The sequence below is a fragment of the Acidovorax sp. GW823-FHT02H02 genome, assembly GCF_058797075.1.
Genome location: NZ_JBXAJH010000017.1, coordinates 30,262 through 48,083, shown reverse-complemented (window position 1 = coordinate 48,083; position 17,822 = coordinate 30,262). Strand labels below are relative to the sequence as shown.

Here is a 17,822-nt window from a genome sequence, read left to right as displayed (position 1 = left end):
ACTGAAAAGTTGCAGGCTTTTTCATTTGCCGATTGCTTTTCCTCTTTCGGGCAAGATGCAGCCATGAGCAAAGCCTTTACCAAGGAAGCGGATACCGACGATGATGGTGATCTGACTTCGCCACCGCTTCCGGCCGGTGGAAAAAACTACATCACCCCGCAAGGTTACGCTCGATTGCGGTCAGAGCTCTTGGCGTTGATCGACACCGAGCGTCCCAAGATCGTGGACATCGTTCACTGGGCTGCCAGCAATGGCGATCGCTCCGAGAACGGGGACTATCTCTATGGCAAGAAGCGATTGCGCGAAATTGACCGGCGAATCAGATTTCTGACCAAGCGACTGGAGATCGCGGAGATCGTGGATCCTGCCATCCACCAAGGAGGCGATCAGGTTTTTTTTGGCGCCACCGTTACGTACCTGGAAGATGGCAGCGTGGAGCGTACTGTCACCATCCTGGGGATCGATGAGGCCGATGGCAAACGTGGTCAGGTGAGCTGGATATCCCCGGTAGCGCGTGCGCTCCTGAAGTCCAGGGTGGGTGACGAAATCTCACTGGCCGCACCGAGTGGCTTGCATCGCCTGGAGGTGTTGGAAGTCCGGTATCCCGGCAAGCCAGTGCAAAAGGGAACCTGACGCTGTACTGTCGATGCCGTTGTTCTTTCATCAGGCGTGCGGGATGACGCGAGACGCTCGAATCACGGCCTGTGTGCGCCGCAGGCCCCGCAATGCCGTTTCGAGATGGGCTTGATCCCGCACCGCCACCACGAAGCGCAGATCTGTGGTGTCCAGCGCTGCCTCGTCGTCCATGTCCACGTGGGTGATATCGGCTTCCGAGTTGGCGAGTTCCGCGGCTACGCGTGCCAGCACACCTTTGCCGTTGCTTACGGTAACCACCACCCCCGTCTCAAACATGCGAGCGGGTTCGTCCGACCAGTCCACGGCGATAAAGCGTTCGCTGTCCTTGTGCTGCAGTCGTTTGGCTACGCCGCAATGGGCATTGTGAACCACCAGACCTTCTCCGCGGCCGAGATATCCGACAATGCTGTCCCCGGGGACGGGGCGGCAACAGTGTGCATACTGGACTGAAGCATTTTCGCTGCCATCCAGCGTCACTGCGCCCTGAGACAAGGTCTCATGGGATGTATAGCGTTCGCGGGTCATGAGCAGCGCATCGGGCCGGTGTCCATGCTCTGACATCAGAATCATGAGGCGCTTGGCCACAATGCTGGCGATGCGCTTGCCGAGGCCCAGGTCTGTCATCAGCTCATTGCGCGTGCGGTTTCCGGTGAAGCGCAGCAACTTGTCCCACATGGGCTGGGTTTCGGCATCCATGGGTGGGAGGCTCACCAGGCCTTCGGCACGCAGGGCCTGGGTCAGCAACTTTTCGCCCAGGCTTTCCGATTCTGTCTGCGCCAGGGTCTTGAGATAGTGACGTATCTTGGATCGTGCACGGCCCGTTCGTACAAACCCGAGCCATGCCGGATTGGGTGTAGAGACGGGGGCCGTGATGATTTCCACCACATCGCCATTTTTCAGCTCGGTGCGCAGCGGCACCAATTCATTGTTGATCTTGCCCGCAGTGGTGCGGTCACCCACGTTGCTATGGATGGCATAAGCGAAATCGACAACGGTCGCGCCCCGTGGCATGGCCATGATCTGGCTTTTGGGCGTGAAGACATACACGGCATCCGGGAACAGGTCGACCTTGACGTGATCCCAGAACTCGGCGGCATCACGGGTTTCATTCTGAATATCCAGCAGCGATTGAAGCCACTTCGTGCCCAGGCGCTCGGCCGCGTTGCCGTCGCTGTCCTGGGCCTTGTAAAGCCAGTGTGCCGCAACGCCTGCCTCCGCAACCACGTGCATTTCGTCCGTGCGCATCTGGAACTCGATGTTCACGCCCGAAGGGCCCACCAGGGTGGTGTGCAGTGACTGGTAGCCATTGAGCTTGGGAATGGCAATGTGGTCTTTGAACTTTCCGGGCACCGGCTTGTACATCTGGTGCAGGATGCCCAGGGCCGTGTAGCAGTCCGTGACGTTGGGGACAATCACCCGAAAGCCATAGATGTCCGTAACCTGTGCAAAGCTCAGATGCTTGAGATCCATCTTCTGGTAGATGGCATACAGCGTTTTCTCGCGCCCTGCCAGGCGAACCGACATGCCAATGCGGGAAAATGCAGCATCCACTTCCGCCTGCACCTTCTGCACCAGATCACGGCGCCGGTTGCGCGACTTGTTGATCGCCTTGGAGAGGGTGTGATAACGCCATGGATGCAAATGCCGGAAGGCCAGGTCCTGCAACTCGCGATACGTCTGGTTCAATCCCAGCCGGTGGGCAATCGGTGCATAGATCTCCAGCGTTTCAGAGGAAATCCGGCTCCATTTGGTGCGCGGCATGTCGGACAGCGTGCGCATGTTGTGCGTGCGATCTGCCAGCTTGATCAAAATCACGCGAACGTCGCGCGCCATGGCCAGCAGCATCTTGCGGAAGGACTCGGCCTGGTTTTCCTCGCGCGTATTGAACTGAAGCTTGTCGAGCTTGGTGAGTCCATCCACGAGTTCGGCCACAGGGGCACCAAAGCGGTCAATCAGATCGGCCTTGGTCACGCCGCAATCTTCCATGGCGTCGTGCAGCAGTGCCGCCATCAATGCCTGGGCGTCCAGCTTCCAGCTGGCGCATAACGCAGCCACGGCGATCGGGTGGGTGATATAGGGTTCGCCGCTGTTGCGCAGTTGGCCCAGGTGTGCTTCGTCGGCAAAGCGGTAGGCCTGTCGCACCAGTTCGATGCTGGCGGGGTCCAGGTAATCAAGGCGGTCTGTGAGCGCGGCAAAACTGGCCGCCGCTGCATTGGCGGCTGCCGCTGACGCACTGACCGTGCCCGAAACGGGGTTGTCGTCGGGCCGAATTTGCGTTGCGGAAAATGAATTGAGCACCGCGTTCATGCCTTAAATGTAGCGCGGCAGTGCGGGAGACGCCCATAGCGCAAAAAAAAGCACCGCTGTGCGGTGCTTTTTGTCCAAGGTGCCGGTTGAACAATCAACCGGGAACCTTCTTCAGCATTTCCAGGCCAACCTTGCCTTCGGCGATTTCGCGCAGGGCCGTCACGGCGGGTTTGTTGCGGCTTTCGATGCGCGGGGCATGGCCCTGGCTCAGCATGCGCGCGCGGTATGTGGCGGCGAGCACGAGCTGGAAGCGATTGGGAATCTTTTCCAGACAGTCTTCTACGGTGATGCGTGCCATCGGTGTTCTCCGGGAATCAGGTGATATTGAGCGACTGGAAGGTGTCAGCACGGGCGCGGCGCTGGGCGGCGTACTTGAGTCGCTGGGCGTGAACTACGGCTTTCAGGTCGAAAAGCGCGCGCTCAAACAACTCGTTGATTATAACGAAGTCGAATTTGCTCACTTGGGCCATCTCTATGGCTGCGTTCTTGAGGCGAACTTCAATGACATCCGCCGAATCTTCACCCCGCCGTTCCAGGCGCGAGCGCAACTCTTCCCAGCTGGGCGGCAGGATGAAGACAAGGATGGCGTTGGCAAAAGCTTTCTTGATCTGCAGCGCCCCCTGAAAGTCGATTTCCAGGATCACGTCCGAGCCCTGTGCGATGCGCTCCTCGATGGCCTTCTTGGAGGTGCCATAGCGGTTGCCATGCACCCTGGCCCATTCCACAAAGGCGTTGCCCTGCACCATGGCGTCGAACTCCGGTTCTGACGCAAAAAAGTACTCGCGGCCATGTTTTTCCTGCCCGCGCGGTGCACGGGTGGTGTGCGAAATGGATGGGTGAACGTGGGAGTCGAGTTCGAGAAGTGCCTTGACCAGGCTGGATTTGCCAGCACCGCTGGGAGCAGCCACTACAAAGAGATTTCCAGGGTAATCCATGGTTGATGTTCGCTGGGTGCTATCAAAAAATGAGTATCACTCGATATTCTGCACTTGCTCGCGCATCTGCTCGATCAACACCTTCATGTCGACACTGATGCGGGTGAGGTCCAGGGCTGCCGATTTGGAGCCCAGGGTGTTGGCTTCGCGGTGCAGTTCCTGGATCAGAAAATCCAGGCGTTTGCCGACTTCGCCGCCTTTTTGGAGCAAGCGCTCGATTTCGTCCAGGTGCGAGTTCAGGCGCGTGATTTCTTCTGCGACGTCGATGCGGATGGCAAAGGCCGTGGCCTCGGTGAGCGCGCGGTCGCGTGCCGCTTCTGGCAGGGTGGAGCCGTCGGTCAGGGCCATGGCTTCTTTCCAGCGTTCCATGAAACGCTGGCGTTGCTGCTCGACCAGCAGGGGCACCATGGGGCCCGCCTGTTGCGCCAGGCTGCGCAGCTGGCCGAGCCGGTCGTGCAGCATGGCGGCCAGGCGCTCGCCTTCGCGTGCGCGTGCCGCCAGCAATTGTGCGAGTACCTCTTCCGCCAGAGGGGGCACGGCCTCACTCCAGTCCTCGGGGCCGGCGCCGGCATTGGCGCACAGGCGCAGCGCATCCGCGACAGTCAGGGGCGCGGCCTGGGGCAGCCAGGATTTCACGGCATCCTGCAGCGAGTTGATGCGTTGCAGCAGGCGCGGCGCCGGATCCTGGAGGCTGCTGCCATCGTCGTTTTCCAGCGCGGCACGCACTTCCACCTTGCCTCGCTTGAGCTGCGCGGTCAGCAGACTGCGCAAGACGGGTTCCAGGGCGCGCAGTTCGTCGGGAAGCCGGAATGACAGGTCCAGAAAGCGGCTGTTGACCGATCGGATTTCAAGCCCCAGCCGGCGGCCGTGGGGGGCGCGGGTGTCGGTATCAGCGCCAGTGGCAGAGGCGCCATGCTGAGCGCTGGCGTATCCGGTCATGCTGTAAACTGGCATTGGACTTTTTGATGGTTGCTTGCGATCCGGCGATTATCCGGGTTCCGCTCTACACCCGCGTCATCTTCGCAAAATATGTCAAAAATCAAGCCGGCGCCCTTGCCTCCCGACACCACCATTGGGGGCTACCGTGTGGTCCGCCGGTTGTCCTCCGGCGGTTTTGGCGTGGTTTATCTGGCGCTGGATGCCGAAGGCCAGCAGATCGCCATCAAGGAGTATCTGCCATCCTCCCTGGCCACCCGTGCCCCGGGGGAGTTGCTGCCCAAGGTGCCACCCGAAAAGCTGTCGCTCTACCGCCTGGGTCTCAAGAGTTTCTTTGAAGAAGGCCGCGCGCTGGCTCAGATCTCGCACGCCTCGGTGGTCAGCGTGCTCAACTTCTTCCGTGAAAACGAAACCGTTTACATGGTGATGAACTACCTGGAAGGGGCCACCCTGCAGGATTTCATCATCACCGCGCGCGACCTCAAGACGCAGAAGGTGTTTCGCGAGTCCACCATCCGCTCGCTGTTTGACGAGGTGCTGCGCGGCCTGCGCATCGTGCACCAGCACAAGATGCTGCACCTGGATATCAAGCCCGCCAACATCTTCATCACCGACGACAACAAGGCCGTGATGATCGACTTCGGCGCCGCGCGCGAGGTGCTGTCCAAAGAGGGCAACTTCATCCGCCCCATGTACACCCCCGGCTTTGCCGCGCCCGAGATGTATAGGCGCGATTCGTCCATGGGCCCCTGGACCGATATTTATGCGATTGGCGCCTGCATCTACGCCTGCATGCAGGGCTTTCCGCCCAACGAGGCGCCCCAGCGCATCGAGAAAGACCGCCTGTCGCTGGCGCTGACCAAGCTGCGTGGCGTGTATTCGGACAACCTCATCGAGGTGGTGGAATGGTGCATGGCGCTCGATCCGCTGTCGCGCCCGCAGTCGGTGTTTGCGCTGCAAAAAGAGCTCAGCCGTGAAGGCGAGCGTCGCTATACCAAGCTTTCGGTGACCGAGAAAATGCGTCTGCAGCTCGACACCCTGGTGTCCGACACCAAGAAAAATGTGCAAAAAGTGGGTGAAGCCACGGGAATCGGGGCCAAACCCAAATGAAATTCTCTGTATTCCAGATCAGCCGCCGCGGGGGACGCGAGAAGAACGAAGACCGCATGGGTTACTGCTACACGCGCGAAGCGGGCCTGTTCGTGCTGGCCGACGGCATGGGCGGGCACCCCGAGGGCGAGGTGGCTGCGCAGATAGCGCTGCAAACCATTTCGTCCCTGTTCCAGCGCCAGGCCAAGCCGCAGCTCGACAATGTGCAGGAATTCCTGTCGTCCGCCCTGCTGGCGGCCCACCACCAGATCCTGCGCTATGCCTCCGACAAAGGCATGCTCGACACGCCGCGCACCACGCTGGTGGCTGCCGTGCTGCAGGCCGGCGCCGCCTCGTGGATCCATTGCGGCGACTCGCGCCTGTACATGGTGCGCGGTGGAGAGTTGCTGAGCCGCACGCGCGACCACTCCTACCTCGAATTGCGCAATGCCCCGCCGCCGGGGCTGGACCGCATCAATCGCAACGTGCTGTTCACCTGCCTGGGCTCGCCCACCAAACCCATTTACGACGTCACCGGCCCCGTTTACCTGGAGCAGGGCGATCGCATCTTGCTGTGCTCGGATGGCCTGTGGGGCTCGCTCAGCGATGAGGACATTGCCACCCAGCTCAGCCAGCAGACAGTGTCGTATGCGGTGCCCGATCTGGTCGAGAACGCTTTGCGCAAGGCAGGCGAGGGCAGTGACAACGTCACCGTGGTGGCGTTCGAGTGGGAAACCCCTGACACCTTCGAGTCCACGCAAGGTGTGTCGACCGACAGCATCAGCGACGATGTTTTCGCCTCGACCATCCAGGCCGGCCCGCTCGATGGGCTGGTGGATGATCTCGACGATGATGCCATTGAGCGATCCATTGCCGAGATCAACGAAGCCATCCGCCAGTCCGCTGCACGCAAAGCATGACAACCACCTGAGTCGCTGCGCACCTTCCCCCTTCTCCCGATTTGCGGGGCCTTTCGGGATAGGGGCACCGCCAGCGCGGCGGTTGCAGGCCTGGGCCGCGTGTATTGCAGGGGCCTGGTCTGACGGACGGGCTCGTTGACATGGGTCTTGGGGGCCATGCAGGAGTTCTGCCCATTTTTGACACCGGAAACCACATGACCACTTTCAACCGCACCGACGGCCGCGCCACCAACCAGCTGCGCCCCGTGCGCATCACGCGCCACTACACCATGCATGCCGAGGGCTCGGTGCTGATCGAGTTTGGCAATACCAAGGTGCTGTGCACGGCCTCGGTGGAAGACAAAGTGCCGCCGCACCAGCGCGGCACGGGCGAGGGCTGGGTGACCGCCGAATACGGCATGTTGCCCCGCGCCACGCACCGGCGCAGCGACCGCGAGGCGGCCAAGGGCAAGCAGAGCGGCCGCACGCAGGAGATACAGCGCCTGATTGGCCGCTCGCTGCGGGCGGTATTTGACCTGAGGCTGCTGGGCGAGCGCACCATTCAGCTCGACTGCGATGTGATCCAGGCCGACGGGGGCACGCGCACCGCCGCCATCACCGGCGCCTGGGTGGCGGCGCAGGACGCCGTGAGCCAGCTGCTGGCCAGCGGCAAGATCGCGGCGAGCCCCATCCTGGGGCCGGTGGCCGCCATCTCGGTGGGCATCGTGCAGGGCACGCCGCTGCTGGATCTGGAATATGTGGAGGATGTGGGCTGCGACACCGACATGAACGTGGTCATGACGGGGGCGGGCCACTTCGTGGAAGTGCAGGGAACGGCAGAGGGTGTGGCCTTTACCCGGGCCGAGATGGACCAGCTGCTGGCACTGGCCGACAAGGGTGTTGCCGAACTGGTGAGTCTGCAACAACAGTCGCTATTAAAATAATAGCTAATTGCGATTCATGCACAAGCGCTACAGACCATTTTTACTATGAAACTCGTTCTTGCCTCGAACAACCGCGGCAAACTGCTCGAACTGCAGGCCATGCTGGCGCCGCTGGGCATTGAGCTGGTGCGCCAGGCTGACCTGGGCGTGGGTGAGGCCGAAGAGCCGCACCGCACCTTCGTCGAGAACGCGTTGGCCAAGGCGCGGTTTGCCAGCGCGCACACCGGCCTGCCCGCGCTGGCCGACGACGCCGGCCTGTGCGTGGACGCCTTTGGCGGCCTGCCCGGTGTGGACACGGCTTATTACGCCACCCAGTTCGGCTACGAGAAGGGCGACGACACCAACGTGCGCGCCCTGCTGGAGCAGATGCAGGGCCAGGACAACCGCCGCGCAGCCATGGTCAGCACCCTGGTGGCCGTGCGCAGCCCGCAAGACCCCGAGCCCCTGATTGCCGTGGGCCGCGTGGTGGGCGAGATCACGCGCGCGCCGCGCGGCAGCAATGGCTTCGGCTTCGACCCCGTGATGTTCATCCCTGAGTTTGGCCAGGCCTTTGCCGAGCTGCCCACCGAAGTCAAGAACGCCCACAGCCACCGCGGCCGTGCGGCACAGCAGATGCTGGCGTTGATGCGCGAGCGCTGGTGTGTATGAAGTACCCCTCTGAGTCGCTTCGCGCCTTCCCCCCAACGGGATACCGCCGGCGCATGTACGCCGATGCATTGGCGGCCCTTGTGCGGCGGTCGCTCGTAGGGCCGCTCGCGCTACAAGCGGCGGCTGCGGCGTGAGTGCTCTGAACTTTTGATGCTTTCAATGGCTATTCCCATCCTTCCTGCAACGGATGCCGCCCCCGCCGTGGTGCGCGACATCCAGCACTACATGCGACCGGGGCTGCTGCAGCTCACCAGCCTGCCGCCGCTGGCCCTGTATGTGCACCTGCCCTGGTGTCTGAAGAAATGCCCCTACTGCGACTTCAACTCGCACGAGTGGCGCGAGACGGGCACTGCGGGCGCGTTGCCCGAGGCCCGCTACCTGGATGCCCTGGTGGCCGACCTGGAGGCGGCGCTGCCCCTGGTGTGGGGGCGCAGCGTGCACAGCATCTTCATCGGCGGTGGCACGCCCAGCCTGTTTTCACCCCGGTCCATCGACCGGCTGATCGGTGACATCCGCGCGCGCCTGCCGCTGGCCGCCGATTGCGAGATCACCCTGGAGGCCAACCCCGGTACCTTCGAAAAAGACCGGTTCCGCGCCTTTCGCGCGGCGGGTGTCACGCGCCTGTCGGTGGGCGTGCAAAGCTTCAACGATAGGCACCTGCAGGCCCTGGGCCGGGTGCACGACCGCGCCCAGGCCCTGGCCGCCGTGCAGGAGGCGGCCAGCGCTTTCGACACCTTCAACCTCGACATCATGTACGCGCTGCCGGGCCAGACGCTGCCCGAACTGGAGCAGGACATGGCCACGGCGCTGGCGCTGGCGCCGCAGCACATCTCCATCTACCACCTGACCATCGAGCCCAACACCTACTTCGCCAAGTTTCCGCCCGCCATTCCTGCGGACGATGACGCCTACGCCATGCTGGACCGCATCACCGAGATGACGGCGCAAGCCGGGCTGGCACGCTACGAGATTTCGGCCTACGCCCGGCCGGGCCATGCGTGTTTTCACAACACCAACTACTGGCAGTTTGGCGACTACCTGGGGCTGGGCGCGGGCGCACACAGCAAGCTCAGCTTTGCCCACCGCGTGGTGCGCCAGACGCGCTTTCGCGACCCGCGCCTGTACATGGACAACGCACTGGCGGGCCACGCCCTGGCGCAGGACGAGGAGGTGCGCCGCGCCGATCTGCCGTTCGAGTTCATGCTCAATGCACTGCGGCTGCGCGAGGGCTTTGCGCTGCAGGATTTTGTGGAACGCACGGGCCTGCCCCTGACCGCCATTGCCAAGGCGCTGGAGGAAGCCGAGCGCAAGGGCCTGATCACCCGCGACATGGCCCATGTGCGCCCCACCGAGCGTGGGTTTGATTTTCTGAACGATCTGCAGGCGCTGTTTCTGGCCGACTGACCGCCTGGTACACCGTCCCATTCTGTGAGAGGTGTTGGCATGAAATGGCCTAAAGCGCTTTAGGCCATTTCAACGGGAGCAAAAGGGCGATGGCCCCCGTGGTACCTCTGGAGGCAGAGCGTTGTTCAGCCGCAGCGCACCGCCGTGATGCGCCCATTGCTGTCCACCACCAGGTTCAGGCGTTCGGCGTTGAACTCCTGCGTCACCGGCTGGCGTGGGTGCAGCAGGCGTGCCATGGCGGCGCCCGAAGCCACCCGGGCCTGTTCGATCACCGAGGGCGTGCCCTGCTTGCCGATCACCCCCTGGGCGGGCGCCGCATTGCACACGCCACCCCGTGGCCCAGGGCCCACCGAGGCCGGAGGCGTCGCCCCGCCTGGCAAGCCCGAGCAGCCCGCCAGCAAGGCGGCGCACAGGCAGGTGGTCAGGGTGAAGGTTCGGCGCATTGGCATGGTTTTCTCCGGTGGGAATCTGGGGCGTGGCACGCCGGGTGAGGGGACACCTTATCTTGCGCCAGAGCCTGTGGCTGTCACCATGGGTAACCGGTGCGGTCTGGATTTTCGCCTCCCTTGCTCCGACGGTGCGCAGTTCTGGCCAAGACGTTGTGGTTCCGGGGCCGTGGTCGCGCGCACTGGGATGCGGGGCCGGCCGAGACGCGAGGTGTGCAGGGGGGGAATACCCATAATTGTTCAATAATTCGATAATTGTTGTATATTTGTCGAATGAACGAAATCGATGCTGTCCGTTCCCTCGCAGCCCTGGCCCAGGAAGTGCGCCTGCGGGTGTTTCGTGCGCTGGTCGTTGCCGGCAATGAGGGGCTGACACCCGGTGCGTTGGCGGAGTTGCTGGAGGTGGCACCCAATACCTTGTCGTTCCATCTCAAGGAGCTCACCCATGCGGGCCTGGTCAGCCAGGAGCGCCAGGGCCGCAACCTGATTTACCGCGCCTCGATCACCACCATGAACGAGTTGCTGGGATTTCTCACCGAAAACTGCTGCCAGGGCGCGGACTGCCTGGCGCCCCAGGCAAGGTCCTGCGCTTGCTGAAAATCAAGGAAACCCCATGAAAAGATTCTACGTCCACATCCATGTCGATGACCTCGCCAAGAGCATTGCGTTCTATTCCAGGCTCTTTGCGGCCGAGCCCGCACGCGTTGAAGCCGATTACGCCAAGTGGATGCTGGACGACCCGCGCGTGAACTTTGCCATCTCCACCCGGGGCAACCAGCCGGGGCTGGATCACCTGGGTTTCCAGGTGGACGACACCGCCGAGCTGGCGCAACTGAAGGCCCGGGCGGAATCGGCCGACATGGCGCTGCTGGACGAGGGCGCCACCAGCTGCTGCTATGCCCGCAGCGAGAAGCACTGGATCACCGATCCGCAGGGCATTGCATGGGAGCATTTCCACACGCTGGGCAATATCCCGGTGTTCAACGAGGCCGGCACTGCTGTGGCCACGGGTGCCTGTTGCACCCCGGCGTCGGGCCTCGAGACGGTGGCATCCGCGTGCTGCTCTCCTGAGGCCGGCGATGCCGGTTCTGCCTGCTGCACGCCTGCCGTCAAGGCAGAAAAGCCTGCTTGCTGTGCCCCGACCCCCTCCACGGAGCCCACCCGCAAACCCCTGAATGTGCTGTTTCTATGCACGCACAATTCGGCGCGAAGCATCCTGGCCGAGGCATTGCTCAATTCGATGGCGCAGGGCCGTTTCAAGGCCTATTCGGCAGGCAGCAGCCCCCGTCAGAACCAGCAGCCCCATCCCCTGGGCCTGCAGTTGTTGCAGAAAGCGGGCATCTCCATTGAAGGGTTGCGCAGCAAAAGCTGGGACGAGTTCACCCGGCCCGATGCGCCGCACATGGACCTGATCATCACCGTCTGCGACAACGCAGCCGGCGAGGTGTGCCCCGTTTGGCCGGGGCATCCCGCCTCTGCCCACTGGGGCTACCCCGACCCGTCCGAGGGTGATGCGCCTGAAGCCCAAAAAATGGAAGCTTTCCGCAAGACGATGCACATGCTCCATCAGCGTCTGGAGCTGTTGATCCACCTGCCCGGTGACAAGCTGGAGAAAGCCGCTCTGCAAGGCGCCGCGCGTGCGCTCGCCGTGCACTGACCCCGTGCGGCACCGTGATCGCGTGGGCTGGCTTGGTTTTCTGCGCACAGGCTGTGTGGAGCTGCGCAATGCCGGCGTGCGCTGGGGACGTTGAGCTCCCGTTGCGGAGTAATCGGATGGGGCGGCAGTGAACCAGGTGTTCAACGCCGTGCAGGGTTCAGTTTTTTGGATTGAATGAGGAAGAGGGTCACCATGGGGCTGTTTGAGCGGTATTTGACGATCTGGGTCGCGCTGGGCATTGCCGCCGGCGTGGCGCTGGGACTGGTTCTTCCAGATTTTTTTCAGGCCGTCGCGGGTCTGGAGCTGGCGCAGGTCAATCTTGTGGTGGCGGTGTTCATCTGGGTGATGATTTATCCGATGATGATCCAGATTGACTGGGCCGCCATCAAGGATGTGGGCAAGAAACCGCAAGGCCTGCTGCTGACACTGGTGGTCAATTGGCTCATCAAGCCGTTCACCATGGCTGCACTGGGCGTGCTTTTCTTTCAGCACCTTTTCGCCCCCTGGGTGGACCCCCAATCGGCCAGCGAATACATCGCCGGCATGATCTTGCTGGGCGTTGCGCCTTGCACCGCCATGGTGTTCGTGTGGAGCCAGCTCGTCAAAGGCGACGCGAACTACACGCTGGTCCAGGTGTCGGTGAACGATCTGGTGATGGTGGTGGCGTTTGCGCCCATTGCCGCGTTCTTGCTGGGTGTGACCAACGTCACCGTGCCTTGGGAAACCCTGGTTCTGTCCACCGTGCTGTATGTGGTGCTGCCCTTGGCCGCCGGCATGGCGACCCGCCACCTGCTGGCCAGGAGATCTCCCCTGGCGGTAGGCGCCTTGGTGGCGAAGCTCAAGCCCTGGTCCATCGTGGGTCTCATTGCCACCGTAGTGCTGCTGTTCGGCTTCCAGGCGGGAACCATCATTGAAAAACCAGCGGTCATCGGCTTGATCGCCATTCCCCTGGTGCTGCAGACCTACGGCATCTTCTTCATCAGCTGGTGGGGCGCCAAGCTGCTCAAGCTGCCCCACGATGTCGCCGGCCCTGCCTGCCTGATTGGTACCTCCAACTTCTTTGAGCTGGCAGTGGCAGTGGCGATTTCGCTTTTCGGCCTCAACTCGGGCGCTGCCCTTGCCACGGTGGTCGGGGTATTGGTCGAGGTGCCTGTGATGCTCTCGCTGGTGGCGATCGTCAATGCCTGGCGGCCCCGTGTTCACACGCCTCGCGCATGAGTTGGCGAGTGCTTGGGCTGACGCGTTTCATCGCTTCGAAAACCGAGTGCGATCCAGCGCCTGGATCTGGCTCTGCTCATCCACGCACAACACCATCGCCTTGACCGGCGGATCGGCGCTCTGTGTTGCGCTCTACCAAGTGGTGCGAACTCTCCGCAGATATAAAACCGGGTGCGGTGTGTCCTCGTCGACTTGACTGGTGATCGACGCTCAGCCTTGGTGGGATTCTTTGTTTGCTGTCTGGCGGAGACTGTGAGATTCGAACTCACGGACGGTTGCCCGTCGGCAGTTTTCAAGACTGCTGGTTTAAACCACTCACCCAAGTCTCCAGTTGGAAGCCGCGTATTCTAGCCCGCCCGCCGCAGTCCATTGGCGTGGCATGCCCAGTGACCCGAGCAGTGCGTTGGTGTCGCTGGCGGGCACCGGGGGCAGGGGCATTTCGGCGCCTGCGTTTGCGCAGGTCACAGCCCTGTCAAACAGTGTCCAGACACTCAGGCCCTTCTTCAACCCATGGGCCTTTTCATGCTGGAACCCTCTTTCCGCGACCCGTTCCGTATTTCGCGCCGTGTGGCCACCCTCGGCGTGGTCGCCGCGGCGGCCTTCCTGACCGCCTGCGGCGGTGACGGTTCCTCCAATGCTGGTGCCACCGCCACGCTGGCCGTGCTGGAGACGACCGACCTGCACTTCAATGTGCGCAGCTACGACTATTTCAAGCTGGCCGAAGACAAGACCTACGGTTTTGAGCGCACCGCCACGCTGGTGCGCGCCGCCCGCAAGGAATTTGCCAACACCTTGCTGGTGGACAACGGCGACACCATCCAGGGCACGGCGCTGGCCGATTACGAGGCCACGATCAGCCCCATCCCCTGCACGCAGCAGCTGTCGATGTACAAGGCCATGGGCGCGCTGGGCTTTGATGCGGGCACGCTGGGCAACCACGAGTTCAACTACGGCCTGCCTTTCCTGAACCAGGTGCTGGGCGGTGGGCTGGACGTGGAGGGCGTGGACGCCAGCAAGAAATGCGCGGGCGCCGGCTATCCCATGGCGCTGGCCAATGTGTACAGCAGCAAGACCCAAAAGCCGCTGGTGCAGCCCTACATGCTGCTGGAGCGCTCCCTCATTGCCAAGGGCACCGATGGCAAGGAAGTGAAGCTGCCCATCAAGGTGGGTGTGATCGGCTTCACCACCCCCGGCATCATGAACTGGGACAAGCGCTACCTCGAAGGCAAGGTCTATACCGAAGGCGCTGTGGAGGCCGCCAGCAAGTATGTGCCCGAGTTGCGCGCCAAGGGCGCCGACATCGTGGTGGCTCTGCTGCACGGCGGGCTGGACAGCTCGGCCTACTCGCCCACCATGGAGAACCCCGGCCTGTACCTGTCGAAGGTGGCGGGCATCGATGCCATGGTGATGGGCCACCAGCACAGCGTGTTCCCCGACACGGCGGCCAAGCCCGCCTATAGCCAGGCTGGGGTGGACAACAACGCCGGCACCATCAATGGCGTGCCCGCCGTCATGGCCAGTTCCTGGGGCAAGGCGCTGGGCGTGATCCAGCTGTCGCTGCAGTGGGACGGCACCAAGTGGGCCGTCAACAAGGCGGCCAGCAAGAGCGAGCTGCGCAACATCCAGAGCAAGAACGCTGCCGGCACCACGGTTTATGTCGACCCCGATGCCACCGTGGCGCCGCTGATCGAGACGCAGCACCAGGCCGCCATCCAGTATGTGAAGACGCCCATCGGGCAGACCGACTTTCGCATGAGCACGCTGTTTGCCGACGTGGGCGACCCCGGTGCCATCCAGATCGTGAACCAGGCCCAGCAGACCTACGTGGCGGCCTACATCCAGGCCAGCCTGCCGCAGTACGCGCAGCTTCCCGTGCTGTCGGTGAGCGCGCCGTTCAAGTCGGGCTTCCAGGGCGGGTCGGATTACACCGATGTGGCCGTGGGTCCCCTGGCCATCAACAACGCGGCCGACCTGTACCTGTACCCCAACACCGTGTATGCGGTGAAGGTGAACGGCGCCGACATCAAGAACTGGCTGGAGGCCGCAGCCCAGCGCTTCAACCAGATCGACCCGGCCAAGACCACCGAGCAGGCGCTCATCAGCACCTTCCCGGGCTACAACTTCGACATGTTCACCACGGCCGACGTGCAGTATGAGATTGATGTGACGCAGGCCAGGGGCAGCCGCATCAAGAACCTCATGTACCTGGGCAAGGCCATCGATCCCGCGCAGGAGTTCGTGATCGCCACCAACAACTACCGCGCCACCAGCGGCAGGAGTTTCAGCGACAAGCTCGACGGCTCGGGCACCATCTGGGCCTCGCCCGATGCCAACCGCGACGTGGTGATCGACTACATCCGCAAGAACCCCGCCGTGACCCGCGCCGCCAACGGCGCAGCCAAGAGCTGGCGCTTTGCCTCGGTGAGCGTGGCCGGGCCGGTGGTGTTCAGCTCGGGCGCCAACGCGCTGGCCGTGGCACAGGCCGCAGGTCTGAACAATGTGAGCCTGGTGGCCGCCGACGACGGCAGCGGCAAGGGAACGTCCAAGTACGCGGTGGACTTGTCCAAGTAAGCAGACGGGCCTGCTTACCCCATGGGTCGGGCAGGCCGCGTCATTCAAGCCACCCCGTGGGCATCTGCGGGGTGTTTTTTGTCATCTAAATAATAGCTTTTTGCGCTTGTTGGCCGGGCAGTAGAGCCGCTTTTGGCCTGAATGCCTGCGTCCTTCAGGCGTTGCGCCCAGCCGCAGGCTGCAGCAGCACCAGCAGCGCCCCTGCGCCGCCGTCGAGGGGGCGGGCCTGCACAAAGGCCAGCACCTCTTTCTTTTGCACCAGCCAGCTTTGCACGCGGCCCTTGAGCACCGGGTTTTTGCCGGGCGAGCCCAGGCCCTTGCCATGCACCACGCGCACGCAGCGCAGGCCTGTCTTGTGGGCGAGGCGGATGAAATCGCCCAGGGCCTGTCGGGCTTCGTCCACGCGCAGGCCGTGCAGGTCCAGCTGGCGCTGGATGCTCCAGTGGCCCGAGCGCAGGCGGCGGGTGATCTCCAACCCGATGCCCGGGCGGCGAAAGCTCAGCTGATCATCGGTGTCGAGCAAGGTGCTCACATCAAAGTCATCGCTGATGGATTCGAGCAGCACCCGCTCTTCGTCCAGCCAGTGCTGCACTGGCAGGGGCGGGGGCTGCAGCGGCTGCAGCTGCGCCAGATTGGGCTGGCGCAGGGGCGTGATGCGGCCGACGCTGCGGCTGAACAGGGTGCGCTCGGCCTCTTGACGGGCGGCGGCTTCGCGGCGGGCCTGGGCCTCGGCTGCGGCGCGCTGCTGCTCCTCGCGCAGGCGGCGGCCCACAGCCGCCAGGTCGCTCAGGTCATGCAGGCGCAGGCTGGGGCGGCGCGGGCGGGTCGGGGTGTGCTGGGCCTTGGCTGGTGGCGTCACACCAGCCCTTTCTCGGCCATCGACAAGGCCTGGCCCGGCGCCACGATGACATGGTCGAGCACGCGCACGTCCACCAGCGCCAGCGTGGTCTTGAGGGTCTGGGTCAGCGCCTCGTCGGCGCGGCTGGGCTGCACGCTGCCGCTGGGGTGGTTGTGCGCCAGCACCACGGCGGCGGCCTGGTGGTGCAGGGCGCGCAGCACCACCTCGCGCGGGTACACGCTGGTCTGCGTGAGCGTGCCCCTGAAGAGTTCTTCCATGGCCAGCAGGCGGTTCTGGCTGTCGAGGAACAGCACGCCAAACACCTCATGGCCCTTGGCGCCCAGGTGCAGCTGCAGGTAGTGCTTGACGGCGTCGGGCGAGTCGAACACCTCGCGCTCGCGCAGCTGCTGTGCCAGGGCGCGGCGCGCCAGTTCGAGCACAGCCACCAGCTCGGCGCGCTTGGCGGGGCCCAGGCCCTTGATGCGCTCCAGGTCGGCCGCGCTGGTGTGCAGCAACCCGGCTATGCCGCCGAAGCCGCCGGTGATGCCGCCCGTGGCCGGGTCCATGCCGGGTGGATCTAGCAGCTCCTGCGCCATCTGCAGCACGCCCTTGCCCACGATGCCGGTGCGCAGCAAGATGGCCAGCAGCTCGGCATCGGCCAGTGCGGCGGGGCCGCGCGCCAGCAGTTTTTCGCGGGGCTGGGCGTCGGCGGGCAGGTCTTTGAGGGGCATGGCGCGAGGAAAGTGCGTACGGGGCTGTGCACCGGTGGGTGCTGCCGGTAGGGGTTTGCCCGGTTTTCTACAATCGGGGCAGTTTATCGGGACTTTCATGACCACTACTGCCGCCTCCCTTCCCGCCGTCCAGCCGGGCTCTTTCCTTACGCTGCACTACCGCCTGGCCGGTCCGGCCGGGGATGTGATCAATACTTTCGAGGACAAGCCCGCCACCTTGTCGCTGGGCACGGGTGAGCTGTCGCCTGCCATGGAGCAGCGCCTGCTGGGCCTGCCCGAAGGCACGCACGCCACGTTCGAGCTGGCCGCCGGCGAGGCCTTTGGCGAGCGCAATGCCGACATGCAGCAATGGGTGGCGCGCAAGCTTTTGACCGAGCTGGGCGATCCGGACGAGAAATATAACGTGGGCGACGTGGTGCAGTTTCCCACCCCCGACGGGCAGGGCAGCTACGCCGGCGCGGTGATGCAGGTGCGCGATGACGGCGCCGTGCTGTTTGACTTCAACCACCCGCTGGCGGGCCAGCCGGTGACGTTTGAAGTGCAGATCATCGGCGTGCTCTGAA

General features: G+C 63.5%; 18 protein-coding genes, 1 tRNA gene and 1 pseudogene. 12 read left to right on the top strand and 8 right to left on the bottom strand.

Annotated elements, in window-relative coordinates:
• The first annotated feature begins 63 nt into the window (after positions 1–63).
• Positions 64–633, top strand: coding sequence for a transcription elongation factor GreB (greB, locus tag AC1RDS_RS17050; RefSeq protein ID WP_287878896.1), 570 nt, complete (start codon positions 64–66; stop codon positions 631–633).
• A gap of 30 nt (positions 634–663) precedes the next feature.
• Here the strand turns inward: greB and AC1RDS_RS17045 are convergent, their stop codons facing one another.
• From AC1RDS_RS17045 to AC1RDS_RS17030, 4 genes are all read right to left on the bottom strand, one after another.
• Positions 664–2,943, bottom strand: a complete 2,280-nt coding sequence (locus AC1RDS_RS17045; protein ID WP_348682995.1) for a RelA/SpoT family protein — start codon at positions 2,941–2,943, stop codon at positions 664–666.
• Between the two features lie 94 nt (positions 2,944–3,037).
• Entirely contained in the window at positions 3,038–3,241 is a 204-nt protein-coding gene (rpoZ, locus tag AC1RDS_RS17040; protein WP_005794722.1) for a DNA-directed RNA polymerase subunit omega, read from the bottom strand.
• A 16-nt stretch (positions 3,242–3,257) separates the two neighbouring features.
• The gene (gmk, locus tag AC1RDS_RS17035) at positions 3,258–3,878 is read right to left on the bottom strand and encodes a guanylate kinase (RefSeq protein WP_092699152.1); all 621 of its coding nucleotides are present in this window, start codon (positions 3,876–3,878) and stop codon (positions 3,258–3,260) included.
• A gap of 36 nt (positions 3,879–3,914) precedes the next feature.
• On the bottom strand, positions 3,915–4,832 hold the full coding sequence (locus tag AC1RDS_RS17030; protein ID WP_208859730.1) for a YicC/YloC family endoribonuclease: 918 nt from the start codon (positions 4,830–4,832) through the stop codon (positions 3,915–3,917).
• A gap of 75 nt (positions 4,833–4,907) precedes the next feature.
• Between AC1RDS_RS17030 and AC1RDS_RS17025 the strand changes: the two genes are divergently transcribed.
• The 5 genes from AC1RDS_RS17025 to hemW all read left to right on the top strand — a co-directional run bounded on the left by AC1RDS_RS17025 (position 4,908) and on the right by hemW (position 9,798).
• Complete coding sequence (locus AC1RDS_RS17025; protein ID WP_092699156.1) at positions 4,908–5,924, top strand: serine/threonine protein kinase; 1,017 nt, start codon at positions 4,908–4,910, stop codon at positions 5,922–5,924.
• Positions 5,921–6,823, top strand: coding sequence for a PP2C family protein-serine/threonine phosphatase (locus tag AC1RDS_RS17020; protein ID WP_348682997.1), 903 nt, complete (start codon positions 5,921–5,923; stop codon positions 6,821–6,823). Before AC1RDS_RS17025 ends, AC1RDS_RS17020 begins: the two co-directional genes overlap by 4 nt.
• A 194-nt stretch (positions 6,824–7,017) precedes the next feature.
• A complete protein-coding gene (gene rph / locus AC1RDS_RS17015; protein WP_348682998.1) occupies positions 7,018–7,746 on the top strand; it encodes a ribonuclease PH in 729 nt (242 codons plus the stop codon).
• A 45-nt stretch (positions 7,747–7,791) separates the two neighbouring features.
• Entirely contained in the window at positions 7,792–8,394 is a 603-nt protein-coding gene (gene rdgB, locus AC1RDS_RS17010; RefSeq protein WP_348683000.1) for an RdgB/HAM1 family non-canonical purine NTP pyrophosphatase, read from the top strand.
• Positions 8,395–8,553: 159 nt separating this feature from the next.
• Positions 8,554–9,798, top strand: a complete 1,245-nt coding sequence (gene hemW, locus AC1RDS_RS17005) for a radical SAM family heme chaperone HemW (RefSeq protein ID WP_092699164.1) — start codon at positions 8,554–8,556, stop codon at positions 9,796–9,798.
• Between the two features lie 125 nt (positions 9,799–9,923).
• Here the strand turns inward: hemW and AC1RDS_RS17000 are convergent, their stop codons facing one another.
• Positions 9,924–10,247, bottom strand: a complete 324-nt coding sequence (locus tag AC1RDS_RS17000) for an I78 family peptidase inhibitor (RefSeq protein ID WP_244273687.1) — start codon at positions 10,245–10,247, stop codon at positions 9,924–9,926.
• A 270-nt stretch (positions 10,248–10,517) separates the two neighbouring features.
• Between AC1RDS_RS17000 and AC1RDS_RS16995 the strand changes: the two genes are divergently transcribed.
• From AC1RDS_RS16995 to arsB, 4 genes and pseudogenes are all read left to right on the top strand, one after another.
• Positions 10,518–10,841: an ArsR/SmtB family transcription factor gene (locus AC1RDS_RS16995; protein ID WP_092699168.1), complete on the top strand. Its 324-nt coding sequence runs from the start codon at positions 10,518–10,520 to the stop codon at positions 10,839–10,841.
• A 16-nt stretch (positions 10,842–10,857) separates the two neighbouring features.
• A pseudogene (locus tag AC1RDS_RS16990) lies at positions 10,858–11,307 on the top strand (ArsI/CadI family heavy metal resistance metalloenzyme); the annotation flags it as partial.
• A 108-nt stretch (positions 11,308–11,415) separates the two neighbouring features.
• On the top strand, positions 11,416–11,901 hold the full coding sequence (locus AC1RDS_RS16985) for an arsenate reductase ArsC (protein WP_092699220.1): 486 nt from the start codon (positions 11,416–11,418) through the stop codon (positions 11,899–11,901).
• 192 nt (positions 11,902–12,093) lie between these two features.
• Complete coding sequence (gene arsB, locus AC1RDS_RS16980; protein ID WP_092699170.1) at positions 12,094–13,119, top strand: ACR3 family arsenite efflux transporter; 1,026 nt, start codon at positions 12,094–12,096, stop codon at positions 13,117–13,119.
• A gap of 241 nt (positions 13,120–13,360) precedes the next feature.
• On the opposite strand, the gene AC1RDS_RS16975 is transcribed toward arsB, so the two are convergent.
• Positions 13,361–13,448: transfer RNA gene (locus AC1RDS_RS16975), tRNA-Ser, on the bottom strand.
• A gap of 181 nt (positions 13,449–13,629) precedes the next feature.
• On the opposite strand from AC1RDS_RS16975, the gene AC1RDS_RS16970 reads away from it, so the two are divergent.
• Positions 13,630–15,690, top strand: a complete 2,061-nt coding sequence (locus AC1RDS_RS16970; protein WP_092699172.1) for a bifunctional 2',3'-cyclic-nucleotide 2'-phosphodiesterase/3'-nucleotidase — start codon at positions 13,630–13,632, stop codon at positions 15,688–15,690.
• Between the two features lie 154 nt (positions 15,691–15,844).
• Here the strand turns inward: AC1RDS_RS16970 and AC1RDS_RS16965 are convergent, their stop codons facing one another.
• Both AC1RDS_RS16965 and radC read right to left on the bottom strand, forming a co-directional pair.
• Positions 15,845–16,495: a Smr/MutS family protein gene (locus tag AC1RDS_RS16965; protein WP_092699222.1), complete on the bottom strand. Its 651-nt coding sequence runs from the start codon at positions 16,493–16,495 to the stop codon at positions 15,845–15,847.
• Between the two features lie 50 nt (positions 16,496–16,545).
• Positions 16,546–17,259, bottom strand: a complete 714-nt coding sequence (radC, locus tag AC1RDS_RS16960) for a RadC family protein (RefSeq protein ID WP_092699174.1) — start codon at positions 17,257–17,259, stop codon at positions 16,546–16,548.
• Positions 17,260–17,356: 97 nt separating this feature from the next.
• On the opposite strand from radC, the gene AC1RDS_RS16955 reads away from it, so the two are divergent.
• Complete coding sequence (locus AC1RDS_RS16955) at positions 17,357–17,821, top strand: FKBP-type peptidyl-prolyl cis-trans isomerase (protein WP_287879514.1); 465 nt, start codon at positions 17,357–17,359, stop codon at positions 17,819–17,821.
• Position 17,822: the final 1 nt, after the last annotated feature.

Bases quoted from the DNA above. Each gene is read 5' to 3' on its own strand.
- AC1RDS_RS17000 (WP_244273687.1), bottom strand. From the start codon at position 10,247: ATGCCAATGCGCCGAACCTTCACCCTGACCACCTGCCTGTGCGCCGCC.
- AC1RDS_RS16955 (WP_287879514.1), top strand. From the start codon at position 17,357: ATGACCACTACTGCCGCCTCCCTTCCCGCCGTCCAGCCGGGCTCTTTC.
- AC1RDS_RS17025 (WP_092699156.1), top strand. From the start codon at position 4,908: ATGTCAAAAATCAAGCCGGCGCCCTTGCCTCCCGACACCACCATTGGG.
- AC1RDS_RS17030 (WP_208859730.1), bottom strand. From the start codon at position 4,832: ATGCCAGTTTACAGCATGACCGGATACGCCAGCGCTCAGCATGGCGCC.
- AC1RDS_RS17020 (WP_348682997.1), top strand. From the start codon at position 5,921: ATGAAATTCTCTGTATTCCAGATCAGCCGCCGCGGGGGACGCGAGAAG.
- gmk (WP_092699152.1), bottom strand. From the start codon at position 3,878: ATGGATTACCCTGGAAATCTCTTTGTAGTGGCTGCTCCCAGCGGTGCT.
- greB (WP_287878896.1), top strand. From the start codon at position 64: ATGAGCAAAGCCTTTACCAAGGAAGCGGATACCGACGATGATGGTGAT.
- hemW (WP_092699164.1), top strand. From the start codon at position 8,554: ATGGCTATTCCCATCCTTCCTGCAACGGATGCCGCCCCCGCCGTGGTG.
- rph (WP_348682998.1), top strand. From the start codon at position 7,018: ATGACCACTTTCAACCGCACCGACGGCCGCGCCACCAACCAGCTGCGC.
- rpoZ (WP_005794722.1), bottom strand. From the start codon at position 3,241: ATGGCACGCATCACCGTAGAAGACTGTCTGGAAAAGATTCCCAATCGC.
- AC1RDS_RS16995 (WP_092699168.1), top strand. From the start codon at position 10,518: ATGAACGAAATCGATGCTGTCCGTTCCCTCGCAGCCCTGGCCCAGGAA.
- arsB (WP_092699170.1), top strand. From the start codon at position 12,094: ATGGGGCTGTTTGAGCGGTATTTGACGATCTGGGTCGCGCTGGGCATT.
- radC (WP_092699174.1), bottom strand. From the start codon at position 17,259: ATGCCCCTCAAAGACCTGCCCGCCGACGCCCAGCCCCGCGAAAAACTG.
- AC1RDS_RS16970 (WP_092699172.1), top strand. From the start codon at position 13,630: ATGGGCCTTTTCATGCTGGAACCCTCTTTCCGCGACCCGTTCCGTATT.
- AC1RDS_RS17045 (WP_348682995.1), bottom strand. From the start codon at position 2,943: ATGAACGCGGTGCTCAATTCATTTTCCGCAACGCAAATTCGGCCCGAC.
- rdgB (WP_348683000.1), top strand. From the start codon at position 7,792: ATGAAACTCGTTCTTGCCTCGAACAACCGCGGCAAACTGCTCGAACTG.